Below are 13,101 nucleotides of genomic sequence, written 5' to 3'. Positions count from 1 at the left end.
CGCCGAACAGGGAAACCTCGACCAACTCATGCAGAAAAACGGACCCTTCAAAAACCTCTTCGACCAACAGTTCAATAAACACAAACACAAAGTCGCTCAGTAATGAGAGGTTACAAGAACTGAGCGCAAAGCTCTTTTCAGGCCAAAAATCTCCTGATTGCCACGTACCGCTGAACAGAGGGCTTCCACGCTTCACGTAATATGCGCATGTTTGACGCGCATATCGTGTGATGGTAAAATGGCGCAGTTCAGAGGGTAATCAAATGAATGCTCCATCTCGTAAACCGACAAATCTATCACTGGATGGCGATATGCTGTCCGAGGCGCGGGATCTGAAGATCAATCTTTCCCGCGCAGCCGAAGACGGCATTCGGGCCGCAGTCGCCAGTACAAAAGCTGAGCGCTGGAAAGCCGAAAACAAGGCCGCGCTTGAGAGTTCCAACGCGTATGTCGAGCGTAATGGCTTACCGCTGGACACCTACCGACAGTTCTGATGCCAAAATACGACGTATTCCCCAACCCGTCAGGTGACGGGTATCTTCTGGACATCCAGAGCGATCTGCTGAGCGGGTTGAACACACGCGTCGTCGTGCCCCTGCTTCCCGAAGCGACCGCGCCGATCCCAGCCACCCGGCTCAATCCCGTCTTTGATATCCAAGGCAAACCGTTTGTAATGGCAACCCAATTCATGGCTGCTGTTCCGGTGGGCATTCTAAAATCGCCGGTCGACAACCTTGATGATCACTTTGCGCAGATCACCGCCGGCGTCGACATGCTAATGCAGGGATTCTGACAAGCTTCTGGCCCTTGGAGAACCAAGAGCCAGGAACAAGTTTGACAATGAAGATCAGTCGTACAGCACTGCCGCGATCTTCGGATTGTCGATGTTGGATGCGTCGTAATAGTAGAACCCGGTATCAATCAGGGCAGGAACTTCTTCACCCTTCATCGCGGCCACAGCAGCCTTGACGGTTTCATACCCGATGCCCACGGGATTCTGAGTGATTGCACCCGCCATCAGCCCGCTTTTGATCGCATCTTTCTGGGCCTTGCCACTGTCATATCCGATGATGATCAGCCCCTCGGTCCCCAGTTCCTGCACACCATTCACCACACCGATGGCCGAGCCTTCGTTGGTGCCGAAGATGCCATTCAGATCGGGGTTCGCCGTCAGGATCGCTTTGGTCACCTCGGTCGATTTCAGGTGGTCACCCTGACCGTATTGAACCGTGACAACTTCGATGTCCGGGTATTTTTCGGCAATGCGATTGACGAAGCCGTCGCGCCGGTCGATGCCTGTGCGGCTGGTCTGGTCATGTGCAACAACGGCCACTTTGCCTTTGCCGCCGATCATCTCGGCCATCTTGTCCGCAGCTAGCGCAGCCGCGGCCTGATTGTCTGTTGTTGCTGTAGAAACCGGAATGTCGCTGTCAACGCCACTGTCAAAGGCAATGATCGGAATGCCCTTTTCATCAGCCTGCTTCAGCAGTGGAATGGCGGCCTGGCTGTCCAGAGCGGCAAAACCGATGGCCTTGGGGTTATTGGCCAGGGCCGCCGCCAGCATGTCGATCTGACGATCCACCATGGTTTCGTTGTCCGGGCCTTCAAAGGTGATCGTGACACCGTATTCCTCCGCGGCCTGTTCCGCACCGGACTTTACCGCCTGCCAGAACTGGTGCTGAAACCCTTTGGACACCAGCGGAATATATATGTCTTCCGCCGATGACATAGTTGCAGGTATCGAAAGGCTGGCCGCACTCAGGCCCCCCAAAATGAAACGACGTGTTAGCATGTCTTCTCCTCCAGTTGGTCTTCGTTTCTGATTTTTGTGACTGTTCAACCTGTCTTCCTGCGCCGCGCCATATCGGCGTAAACGGCCAGAATGATGATCGCGCCGGTGACAACGGTCTGCCATTCCTGCGCGACGGACAGCACTCGCAAACCATTGGTCAGAACTGCCATGATCAGGGCACCGATCAGGGTTCCAAGGATTGTACCACGCCCACCGGACAGGGACGTGCCCCCGATCACGACGGCAGCGATGGCTTCCAGCTCGTAGCCAAGCCCCAGCGCGGGCTGCGCCGAATTCAGTCGCGACGCGATCAGAATTCCACCGATACCGCAGATCCCACCTGCCAGAGCGTAAATACGCATCTTCCAAAGATCGGTATTCACCCCCGATAGGCGCACCGCCTCTTCGTTTGATCCCAGCGCAAAGGTGTATCTGCCCAGAACCGTGCGCCCCAGAATGTACGAAGCTGCAATGGCAACAAGGAAAAGGATCAGCACGCCATTGGGGATCGGTAATGCGGGAAAAACCTTTCCGATCAGCGACCCGCGCGAAATCTGGTCAAAGCCCGGCGTGTCGTTGAAGTAGATGGGCCGCGTGCCGGAAATCACCAGCGACAACCCTTTTAGGATCAGCATCATACCCAGCGTGGCAATGAAGGGCGGGATTTTCATCTTGGCGACAAAGGTGCCCGAGCACAGCCCGCAGAACGCACCCGCCGCAATCGCTGCCGTAACCCCCAACAACAGTGGCATTCCGAGATAGGTCAGCACGACACCGGCGATAACGGCACAGAATGTCATCAGAGTTCCCACGGACAGGTCGATCCCGCCAGTTATGATGACCAATGTTGCAGCAACCGCCAGCACCCCATTGACCGATGTCGCCTGCAAGATGGCGATCATGTTTGAAGTTTGCATGAAGTTCGGCGACGCGATTGAAAACCCGATCAGCAAGGCAATCAAGCTGGCGAAGGCCAGCAGCTTTTGGTAGGCGCCGCTTTCCGAGAGCCCCGCCAGTGGGCTTTTCTTTTCGATTTCCGTTGCTGAGGTCATTACGCTGTTCCTGTTATCTGCATCGCCGCCGCCCGCTGCGTCGCCAGATGCATGATGTCTTCCTGAGTGGTGGCTTTGCCGCCCGGCAAAATGCCGGTCAGTCGGCCTTCGCACATCACGGCAATGCGATGGCTTAGGCGCATGATCTCGGGCAGTTCCGACGAAATCACGATGATCGTCTTGCCCTGCCCGGCCAGTTCTTCCAGCAGCTTGTAGATTTCAGATTTTGCGCCCACGTCGATACCGCGCGTGGGCTCATCGAAAATCAGGATATCGCAATCCCGCAGCAGCCATTTGGCAATGACAACTTTCTGCTGATTGCCGCCGGACAGCAGGCGTACCTCCTGCGTGTCCGAAGGCGTGCGAATGCCCAGCTGCGTGATGTAACCCTTGGCCGTCGTGCCGATTTCACCATCGTTCAGAACACCGACACGTCCGGTGAACATATCCATCGAAGCCAAGGCAACATTGTCACGAACGCTCATCCCTGTGGCGAGGCCGAAATGCTTGCGATCCTCGGAAAGATAGCCGATGCCCGCCTTGACGGCATCGGATGGTGTCCTGATCGAGACCACCTGCCCATGCACCCGGATTTCTCCGCTATCTTTGGGATCAGCCCCGAAGATTGCCCGCGCAACTTCGGTACGTCCGGCCCCCATCAGCCCGGCAAAGCCCAGGATCTCACCCTTCAGGACCGAAAAGCTGACATCGCGGATTTCGTGACCCCGACACAGCCCGGTCACTTCCAGCGAAACCTCGGCATCGCTCAGATCGGGGGGGACCAGCGGCTCTTCCTTGACTTCGCGACCTACCATCATCGCGATAATCTGGCTGATCGGCGTTGCTGCCGCGTCAACGGTGCCAACGTATTCTCCGTCGCGCATCACCGTGACCCGGTCAGCAATCTGCTTCAGCTCATCCATTTTGTGGCTGATATAGACAATGCCCACGCCTTCGGCCTTCAGGCGGCGGATGATCACGAACAGCTCGGCAATTTCAGCATCGTTCAGGGCCGCGGTCGGTTCATCCATGATCAGAACCCTGGACCGGTAAGAAAGGGCCTTGGCGATCTCGACCATCTGTTGTTTCGCAATGGTCAGACTGCCGACCTGCGCCTTGGGGTCGAGGTTTAGGTTCATGGACGCAAAAATTTCGGCCGTCTGTGCATTCAACGCAGCATCGTTCAGTCGGCCAAACCGTTTACGAGGTTCGCGGCCGATAAAAATATTCTGTGCCACCGTCAGATCATTCATCAGGCTCAGTTCCTGATGGATGATGCCGATACCCAAAGCCAGCGCCTCGCGTGGCGTGGTTGGGTTTGCATCACGCCCTTCGATTTGCAATGTGCCACCGTCGCGCTGATAAATCCCCGAGAGGATTTTCATCAGCGTGCTTTTTCCCGCGCCGTTCTCGCCCATCAGCGCGTGAACTTCGCCGGGCACCAGATCGAACTGCACTGATTTGAGCGCATGGACTCCGGGAAAGTGTTTCTCGATCCCCGACATGTCGACCAGTTTTGTCATTTATCCTCCCAAACACCCCTCTCCCCAAGGGGTGGTGCCGCCTACATCACCGCGCCGATTTGCCAGGGCACAAATTCGACCCCACCAAAGCCAAGTTCTTCGCTTTTTGTTTGTTCACCCGATGCGACGCGGATCAGCATTTCGAACAGCTCTTCGCCTTTTGCCTCAATGCTCACACCGTCTGTGACGATGTCCCCACAGTTCAGATCCATATCTTCCGACATCCGGGCATACATTTCGGAATTGGTAGCCAGCTTGATGCAGGGTGTTGGTTGATATCCCGAAACCGAGCCCCGCCCGGTGGTGAACACGATCAGGTTCGCGCCTGACGCTACCTGCCCCGTGACCGAGCATGGATCAAAACCGGGGCTGTCCATGAAAACAAAGCCGGCCTTGTCGATTTTCTCGCCGAACTTGTAAACACCGCGCAAGGGCGCGGTGCCGCCTTTGGCGACGGCGCCAAGCGATTTCTCAAGAATGGTCGTCAACCCGCCGCGCTTGTTGCCGGGGCTTGGGTTGTTGTTCATCTCGCCGCCGTTGCGGTGAGTATATCCCTCCCACCAGCGAATGCGTTCGATCAGCTTTTCCCCGACCTCAACGGTCTCGGCCCGCCGGGTCAAAAGGTGTTCCGCGCCATAAATTTCCGAGGTTTCGGACAGGATCGTCGTACCGCCATGCCGCACCAACAGATCCGACGCATAGCCCAAAGCAGGATTGGCGGTGATCCCGGAATAGCCATCTGACCCACCGCATTGCATTCCAACCGTTATCGCACTGATCGGCGCAGGTTTGCGTTCGGCCTTGTTCGCGAGGTCGGCAATCCCGCGCAGCTCGTTCAATCCACGTTCAATGGTACGGCGTGTGCCGCCCTCACTCTGTATGGTCATATAACGCAGCACGCCATCAGGACGGATCGGACGACCCCCAACCAGATCGGCCACCTGCATCACTTCGCAGCCCAAACCGATCAGCAGGATACCGGCGAAATTCGGATGCTGGGCATATCCCGCCAGCGTTCGAAACAGTGTGGAATAGCCTTCGTCTTTTCCGGACATGCCACACCCGGTGCCATGAACGATCGGAACGATGCCGTCCACATTCGGGTACGCGTCCAACAAGCCCCGTTTCTCGGCGGCTTCGGCTATGAATCGCGCCACGGAGCCAGAGCAATTCACCGTTGTCAAAATGCCGATGTAGTTGCGCGTGCCGACCTTGCCATCGGCGCGGTGGAAGCCCTGGAAGATACGGTCGCCTGAAATCTCGGGCAGCGGCGCGTTCGCGCTTGCATATGCGTAGTCCTGCTGATGCGCCCCCATACCCAGATTATGGACATGAACATGCTCGCCCGCGGCGATATCCGCTTTGGCCTGACCTATGATCTGTCCATAGCGGATCACATTTTCACCCGCCGCAATCGGGGCGGTGGCGATCTTGTGCCCGCGTGCGATGTCCGTGGGAAGCCGTATCGATATCCCATCCGGTTGCGCGTCGGCCTTCAGGTCGCGCAACGCGATGATCACGTTGTCATCCGGGTTCAGCCGGATTGTGTCACGGGCCGGGCCTCCCGGGGTTTTGATATTTGAAACTGGGTGCATGGATTCCCCGCTTGTTCGCCACAGAGCTACGGGGATAATTCACACTTGTCAACTAACATGTTAGTATGATAGTTCAGATTTATGAACCACCCATACGACATTGACGCCACCCGCCTGCCCGACATTTCAACATTTGAGGGGTCGCTCGCGCAGCGCGTTTACCAATCCATCAAACAGGCGATCCTGGCATTGGATTTCCCCCCCGGCGCTAACCTTCGGAAGGCGCCGATCTGCGCGCAGTTGGGTGTGTCCCGCGCACCTGTCGCGGACGCCATAACCAGGCTTGCCGCCGAAGGGCTGGTGGATGTGGTGCCGCAATCCGGTACACGCGTGTCCTATTTCTCGATGGACGAAATTCGCGAAGGAGCCTTTCTGCGAGAGGCCCTGGAGCTGGCAACTGTGGCCAAGGTTGCGCGTGACCTGACCGATGATCAGCGCAAAAAGCTGAGCCGCAACGTGCGCCTGCAAGAGCTGTTGATCGAAGATGACGACATTGCCGGGTTCTATCACGCGGATGAAGAATTCCACGCCCTGTTGATGGCGTTCACCGGGATGCTTCGCTTGCCGGATGTGGCGCAGACGGTGTCGCTACAGGTCAGCCGCGCGCGTATGTTGCTGTTGCCGACACCCGGCCGCATCGCGGAAACACTGGCCGAACACCGGGCGATATTCGATGCCATCTGCGCCCATGATGAACGTGCAGCACAAGACGCCATGCGCCATCACCTTGGGCAACTGATGCCTCGGATAGAACAGCTGCAACAGGAAAGACCGCAGCTGTTCAATTTACCCCCCCAAAACACCCGAGAGGCAGGATGACCGTTTCGCAAACCGCCCTTCTGAACAACAGGACGTCCCGGCCTGTACCGCTGACCCGCATGGGGTTTGGCGGCGCGCCATTGGGCAATCTTTATCGCAAGGTCTCGGATGCTGATGCGCAGGCTGCGTTGCAATCCGCTTTTGACGCAGGCATCCGGTTCTTCGACACCGCGCCGCAATACGGGTTGGGGCGGTCCGAGTATCGCTTTGGCGAAGCGATCAGGCGGTTTGGGCGTGAGAACATTCAGCTATCAACCAAAATCGGTCGTCTGCTGTTGGATTGCGAACCACATGAGGTGACACCCGAAGCGTTTGTGGACGTTCCGCAGAAACGCATTGTGTTCGACTATACCTATGACGGCGTCATGCGGTCATATGAGGCAAGCCGGGACCGGACAGGTGTTGCCAATGCGGACATTCTTCTGGTGCATGACGTCTGCGCTTTCAGTCAGGGCAGTCAGGAAATGTCAGACGCCAAAGTACGCGAGTTGTTCGATGGCGGCGGGTACAAGGCGCTGGTTGAACTGCGCGATGCAGGTGAGATCGCTGCGATTGGCGCCGGCGTGAATGAATGGCAGGTTTGCGAAAAACTGCTGGGTCTTGGCGATTTCGACGGGTTCCTGCTGGCAGGTCGGTATACGCTTTTGGAGCAGGAAGCTTTGGACAGTTTTCTGCCACTTTGCGAGAAACGCAATGTGGGCATCATTCTGGGCGGGCCGTATAACTCGGGCATCCTCGCTACCGGAGCGGTGCCAGGGGCCAAGTATAACTATTCCGATGCGCCTGAGGATATTCTTGAACGGGTGCGCAGGATCGAAGCCGTCTGTGCGGCCCATGACACACCGTTGATCGCAGCCGCGCTGCAATTTGTTCTGGGACATCCCGCCGTGAAAACGGTTGTTCCGGGCGCTGTTAACGCGGCTGAGGTTCAAGCCAATGTCGCCCTAATGGAACGGACCATCCCCGCCCAGCTTTGGTCAGACCTGCGGACCGAAGGCCTGATCCGGCCAGATGCCCCCTTGCCCAAGGAATCTGTCAATGTTGCGTAACCTCGACCCGCTGTTGTCACCTGAGTTGCTGTATGCCCTGCGTGCCATGGGCCATGGCGATGACATCGTTATTGCAGATGCCAATTTCCCGGGCTCCAGCCTTGGGCCTGACTGTATCCGTGCGGATGGTTCAACGGCAAGCGACCTGCTTGGCGCGGTGTTGTCTGTCATGCCGCTGGATACATTCGTGCCCGACCCCGCGCTGACCATGCAGGTTGTCGGTGATCCCGAAGCCGTGCCCGAGGCCGTCGCAGATTTCCAAAAGATCATCGACGCGCAGGCTGACAACCCCGCGCAAATTCAGGGTCTGGACCGGTTCGACTTCTACCAACGCGCGGCATCCGCATTTGCCATCATTCAGACCGGCGAGCGCAGGCTGTACGGCAACATCATCCTGAAGAAAGGCGTGATTGCATGAAGATCGACGCCCATCAGCATTTTTGGGCGCTGGCACGTGGTGACTATGGGTGGCTGACACCGGATTTGGGCCAGATTTACCGGGACTTCGGGCCAGGTGATCTTGCGCCATTGTTGCAAGCACAGGGCATCGACGGGACAATTCTGGTTCAGGCAGCGTCGACCGTCGCCGAAACGAAGTACCTGTTGTCACTGGCGGACAAGACACCCTTTATCAAAGGTGTGGTTGGCTGGGTCGGTTTCGACGCCCCTGATGCGCGTGCACAAATCATCAGACTAGCCACTCATCCCGCTTTGGTTGGTCTGCGGCCAATGATTCAGGATATCGCTGATCCGAACTGGATGCTCGGCGCAGCCCTGAGACCTGCCTTTGAGGCCATCCAATCTAAAGATCTGACTTTCGATGCCCTCACCCTGCCCCGGCACCTGGGGCCGTTGCGTCGCCTTCTGACACAGCACCCGGACATGCGGGTTGTGATTGACCATGGCTCGAAACCTCTGATCCGGGACGGTGCATTTGACGGGTGGGCCGAAGACATGGCCACCATCGCGCGGGACACCAACGCGTTCTGCAAACTGTCCGGTCTTGTCACCGAAGCTGCACCTGACTGGACGGTTCGGGACCTGTACCCCTATGTGGATCACCTACTGAACACGTTCGGACCATCGCGGTTGATCTGGGGCAGCGACTGGCCGGTCTGCACATTGGCCAGCAGCTATGAACGATGGATAGATGCAACCGACGAACTGCTAAGCGCACTTTCCTCCAATGACCGTGCGGCCATCCTCGGAGGGAATGCGGCAAAGGCTTATCACATCAGGATTTGACGGTGCCGCACCGAACCCCAAACACGCACTGCTTTGCGCCCGCTGAACCTGCCCAATCTTTTCCCTGAGGCGCGAACAACAAGGCAGTTATCCCCAACACACCACCCGGCTTCGGGAAAATCATGAGGACCAGAATGACATCGCATCAGCCTTCTGACCGACTAAAAGGCAAAACCGCATTCATCAGCGCCGCTGGGCAGGGCATCGGACGTGCCACGGCCGAACTGTTCGCAGCCGAAGGCGCGCATGTCTTTGCAAGCGACATCAACGAAACCACTTTGGCCGGGCTTTCGGAGATCGACAGGATCTCTCCAATCCATCTCGACGTGACAGACGCGCATGCCGTAAAACGTGCCGTGGCTGAATTGCCACCGTTGGATATCCTGTTCAATTGCGCGGGTTACGTGGCAAACGGCACCATTCTTGAGTGCGAAGAGGACGACTGGGATTTCAGTTTCGATCTTAATGTGAAGGCTATGTATCGCCTGATCCGTCTGACCCTGCCCGCGATGTTGAAAAACGGCGGGGGGTCGATCATCAATATGTCCTCGGTCGCATCGTCGATGAAGGGCGTTCCAAACCGGTTTGTATATTGCGCATCAAAGGCTGCCGTAATTGGCCTGACCAAGTCGATCGCCGCCGATTTCGTCACGCAGGGCATCCGGTGCAATGCTATCTGCCCCGGCACCGTTGACAGCCCCAGCCTGCACGAGCGTTTGCGGGCGACGGGCGACTACGAAAAGGCGATGACGGATTTCATCGCCCGCCAGCCGATGGGGCGCATTGGGACTGCCGACGAGATTGCCGAACTGGCGCTCTACCTTGCGAGTGACAGCAGCGCATTTACCACAGGTCAGCCCTTTGCCATTGATGGCGGATGGGCGATTTAATCTGAAAGGGATCACAATATGAAACTACTGCGGTTTGGCGCCTTGGGTGCAGAAAAGCCCGGGTTGCTGCACGACGATGGCACAATTCGCGACCTGTCAGGCGTCATCGACGATATTTCGGGCGATGTACTCAGCGACGAAGGTTTGGCGCGGCTGCGCGCGCTGGATCCACAGGATTTGCCGATGGTTGAAGGCAACACCCGTTTAGGGGCGTGTGTCGGCCAAGTGGGCAAGTTCATTTGCATCGGCCTGAACTATGCCGACCACGCGGCAGAAAGCGGTATGGAGTTGCCGCAGGAACCTGTGATCTTTTTCAAGGCGACATCGGCCATTATCGGGCCAAACGATACGGTGGAAATCCCGCGCGGGTCCGTCAAGACCGACTGGGAGGTCGAATTGGGCGTGGTGATCGGCAAGGAAGCGAAATACATCTCCGAGGCCGAAGCGATGGATCACGTCGCGGGCTATTGTGTGGTCAATGACCTGTCGGAACGTGATTTTCAGCTTCACCGCTCGGGGCAGTGGGTCAAGGGCAAATCGGCAGACACATTCGGCCCCATCGGTCCATGGCTGGTAACGCGGGACGAGGTTGCAGACCCTCAGAATCTGCCGATGTATCTTGAGGTCAACGGCCACCGTTATCAGGACGGCTCGACCCGGACGATGCATTTCAGGGTGGCAACTGTGATCTCACACCTGTCGCAATTCATGTCCCTGCAACCGGGTGATGTGATCTCGACCGGAACTCCGCCAGGTGTGGGCATGGGGCAAAACCCGCAAGTCTATCTGAAACCCGGCGACACGATGGAATTGGGCATCGAAGGCCTGGGTGTTCAAAAACAGAATGTGATCGCGGGATAATCGGGCACTATCAGATGTCTGCCCGAACACAATATCAGGCGAGGTTTCCCTCGCCTGACGATTTTTGACTTAGGCTACCAGATCGAACCGGTCGTTGTTCATAATCTTGGTCCAGGCCGCCACGAAGTCGCGCACGAACTTCTGGGCATTATCGTCCTGGGCATAGACCTCGGCGTAGCCACGCAGGATCGAGTTCGAGCCGAAGACCAGATCCGCGCTGGTTGCGGTGAACCTGACCTCACCCGAGGCACGGTCACGCAGCTCATATGTGCCGCCGTCAACCGGGTGCCAGCTGAGCGACATATCCGTCAGGTTGACGAAGAAGTCGGTGGTCAACTGACCCGCGCGATCCGTGAAGACCCCATGCGCCGAGCCGCCGTGATTGGCGCCCAGCACACGCAGGCCACCCACCAGAACCGTCATTTCGGCTGCGGTCAGACCCAGCAGTTGCGCGCGGTCCAACATCATCGCCTCGGGTGATACCGCGTATTCCTTCAGCTGCCAGTTTCTGAACCCGTCCGCCAGCGGCTCCAGCACCGAGAAGCTGTCCGCATCGGTCTGCTCATCTGTTGCGTCGCCGCGACCAGCCGAGAACGGAACCGTCATGTCAAAACCTGCGGCTTTGATCGACTGTTCCAGACCGACGTTACCCGCCAGAACGATCACGTCGGCGATCGAGGCTCCGGTTTCCGCAGCAATCGGCTCCAGCACGCCCAGCACTTTTGCCAGACGCTCGGGCTCGTTCCCTGCCCAGTCTTTCTGCGGTGCCAGACGGATACGCGCACCATTTGCTCCGCCGCGTTTGTCCGAGCCACGGAAGGTACGGGCACTGTCCCACGCGGTGGTGATCATCTCGACCGCGGTTAGACCACTGTCGGCGATCTTTGCTTTGACGGCATCGACATCATACCCGGTCGAACCGGCAGGAATCGGGTCCTGCCAGATCAGCTCTTCTGACGGGACGTCAGGGCCATAGTAGTTGACACGTGGCCCCATATCGCGGTGGGTCAGCTTGAACCACGCGCGGGCAAAAGTGTCAGCAAAGTAATCCGGGTCAGCCATGAACTTCTGACAGATCGCATTGTAAATCGGATCGATCTTCATTGCCATGTCCGCATCGGTCATGACCGGCATACGCCGAACCGAAGGGTCGGTCGGGTCGACCGGCTTTTCATCTTCCGGCATGTCGATAGGCTGCCACTGTTGTGCACCCGCGGGCGATTTACCCAATTCCCACTCATAGCCGAACAGGTAATCGAAAAAGCCCATGTCGAATTTGGTCGGGTTTTTCGTCCACGCACCCTCGATACCAGAAGTGAACGCGTTGGTTGCCTTGCCGTTTTGATCGGGGTTGTCCCATCCCAGACCCTGAGCGGAGACCGGGCAGGCTTCGGGTTCGGCGCCGATATGATCGCCCGCCATCGCGCCATGCGCTTTGCCGACCGTGTGACCACCACAGGTCAGAGCGGCGGTCTCTTCGTCATTCATCGCCATGCGGGCAAAGGTTTCACGGATGTGCAGCGCAGTTCTTGCTGGATCCGGGTTGCCGTTCACACCTTCTGGGTTCACATAGATCAGGCCCATATGCACCGCACCCAGCGGGTTTTCCAGCGTTCCGGGAGTTTCCAGATCGCCATAGCGGTTCTCGGACGGGGCCAGCCACTGGTTTTCCGACCCCCAATAGACGTCTTTTTCCGGGCCCCAGATATCTTCGCGGCCAAAGCCAAAGCCAAAGGTCTTCAGACCCATGGATTCGTAGGCAACCGTTCCCGACAAAACAATCAGGTCTGCCCAGGACAGCGCGTTGCCGTATTTCTTTTTCACCGGCCAGAGCAGACGGCGCGCTTTATCAAGGCTGGCATTGTCCGGCCACGAGTTCAGCGGTGCAAAACGGATGTTGCCCGAACCTGCGCCGCCGCGACCATCCCCCAGGCGGTACGACCCGGCAGAGTGCCACGCCAGTCGGATCATCAGGCCGCCATAGTGGCCCCAATCGGCTGGCCACCAGTCCTGACTGTCGGTCAGCAACGCTTCGACGTCAGCACGAACAGCATTGAAATCCAGCCCTTTGACCGCTTCGCGGTGGTTGTAATCCGCGTCCATCGGGTTGGTGCGGGTGTCGTGCTGGCTCAGAATGTCCAGGTTCAGCGCATCCGGCCACCATTTGGTGACAGAGTTGCCTGTGCCCGTGTTCCCGCCATGCAAGACTGGGCAGCCGCCGGATTGATGATTGTGGGGATTGCCGTCCATTGTAAATCTCCTGAGTATTTACTGA

The 13,101-nt window shown here is 57.7% G+C and carries 13 protein-coding genes; 8 read left to right on the top strand and 5 right to left on the bottom strand.

All coding sequences use genetic code 11. From position 1 onward, the window contains the following. The first annotated feature begins 263 nt into the window (after nt 1–263). Nucleotides 264–494 (top strand): type II toxin-antitoxin system CcdA family antitoxin, encoded by a 231-nt coding sequence (locus ACR0CE_RS17350; protein ID WP_480539822.1) that lies wholly within the window; start codon nt 264–266, stop codon nt 492–494. Beyond that, nucleotides 494–793: a CcdB family protein gene (locus ACR0CE_RS17345; protein WP_480484665.1), complete on the top strand. Its 300-nt coding sequence runs from the start codon at nt 494–496 to the stop codon at nt 791–793. The genes ACR0CE_RS17350 and ACR0CE_RS17345 overlap by 1 nt, the downstream gene beginning before the upstream one ends. A 54-nt stretch (nt 794–847) precedes the next feature. Here ACR0CE_RS17345 and ACR0CE_RS17340 read toward each other — a convergent pair whose 3' ends face one another. Genes ACR0CE_RS17340 through ACR0CE_RS17325 form a run of 4 tightly spaced genes read right to left on the bottom strand, consistent with a single transcriptional unit; the run spans nt 848 to nt 5,962 of the window. Next, nucleotides 848–1,792: a substrate-binding domain-containing protein gene (locus ACR0CE_RS17340; RefSeq protein ID WP_480833319.1), complete on the bottom strand. Its 945-nt coding sequence runs from the start codon at nt 1,790–1,792 to the stop codon at nt 848–850. Between the two features lie 44 nt (nt 1,793–1,836). Then, nucleotides 1,837–2,844, bottom strand: a complete 1,008-nt coding sequence (locus tag ACR0CE_RS17335; RefSeq protein WP_480484663.1) for an ABC transporter permease — start codon at nt 2,842–2,844, stop codon at nt 1,837–1,839. Continuing rightward, nucleotides 2,844–4,367, bottom strand: coding sequence for a sugar ABC transporter ATP-binding protein (locus ACR0CE_RS17330; RefSeq protein WP_480833318.1), 1,524 nt, complete (start codon nt 4,365–4,367; stop codon nt 2,844–2,846). Before ACR0CE_RS17330 ends, ACR0CE_RS17335 begins: the two co-directional genes overlap by 1 nt. A 41-nt stretch (nt 4,368–4,408) precedes the next feature. After that, nucleotides 4,409–5,962, bottom strand: a complete 1,554-nt coding sequence (locus ACR0CE_RS17325) for a UxaA family hydrolase (protein ID WP_480833317.1) — start codon at nt 5,960–5,962, stop codon at nt 4,409–4,411. Nucleotides 5,963–6,043: 81 nt separating this feature from the next. Between ACR0CE_RS17325 and ACR0CE_RS17320 the strand changes: the two genes are divergently transcribed. The 6 genes from ACR0CE_RS17320 to ACR0CE_RS17295 all read left to right on the top strand — a co-directional run bounded on the left by ACR0CE_RS17320 (nt 6,044) and on the right by ACR0CE_RS17295 (nt 10,826). After that, nucleotides 6,044–6,781, top strand: a complete 738-nt coding sequence (locus ACR0CE_RS17320) for a GntR family transcriptional regulator (protein WP_480833316.1) — start codon at nt 6,044–6,046, stop codon at nt 6,779–6,781. Continuing rightward, a complete protein-coding gene (locus tag ACR0CE_RS17315) occupies nt 6,778–7,830 on the top strand; it encodes an aldo/keto reductase (RefSeq protein ID WP_480833315.1) in 1,053 nt (350 codons plus the stop codon). Before ACR0CE_RS17320 ends, ACR0CE_RS17315 begins: the two co-directional genes overlap by 4 nt. Beyond that, complete coding sequence (locus tag ACR0CE_RS17310; RefSeq protein ID WP_480484658.1) at nt 7,820–8,248, top strand: RbsD/FucU family protein; 429 nt, start codon at nt 7,820–7,822, stop codon at nt 8,246–8,248. Before ACR0CE_RS17315 ends, ACR0CE_RS17310 begins: the two co-directional genes overlap by 11 nt. After that, complete coding sequence (locus tag ACR0CE_RS17305) at nt 8,245–9,075, top strand: amidohydrolase family protein (RefSeq protein WP_480833314.1); 831 nt, start codon at nt 8,245–8,247, stop codon at nt 9,073–9,075. The genes ACR0CE_RS17310 and ACR0CE_RS17305 overlap by 4 nt, the downstream gene beginning before the upstream one ends. Before the next feature lie 134 nt (nt 9,076–9,209). Further along, nucleotides 9,210–9,965 (top strand): SDR family oxidoreductase, encoded by a 756-nt coding sequence (locus ACR0CE_RS17300; RefSeq protein WP_480484656.1) that lies wholly within the window; start codon nt 9,210–9,212, stop codon nt 9,963–9,965. A gap of 18 nt (nt 9,966–9,983) precedes the next feature. After that, nucleotides 9,984–10,826 (top strand): fumarylacetoacetate hydrolase family protein, encoded by an 843-nt coding sequence (locus ACR0CE_RS17295; protein WP_480833313.1) that lies wholly within the window; start codon nt 9,984–9,986, stop codon nt 10,824–10,826. A gap of 69 nt (nt 10,827–10,895) precedes the next feature. Here ACR0CE_RS17295 and katG read toward each other — a convergent pair whose 3' ends face one another. After that, nucleotides 10,896–13,076, bottom strand: a complete 2,181-nt coding sequence (gene katG, locus ACR0CE_RS17290; RefSeq protein WP_480833312.1) for a catalase/peroxidase HPI — start codon at nt 13,074–13,076, stop codon at nt 10,896–10,898. Nucleotides 13,077–13,101: the final 25 nt, after the last annotated feature.

The organism is Ruegeria sp. L11 (assembly GCF_056531755.1).
Note: the sequence above shows the minus strand (reverse complement) of the source record. Positions and strands in the feature narration are given on the sequence as shown.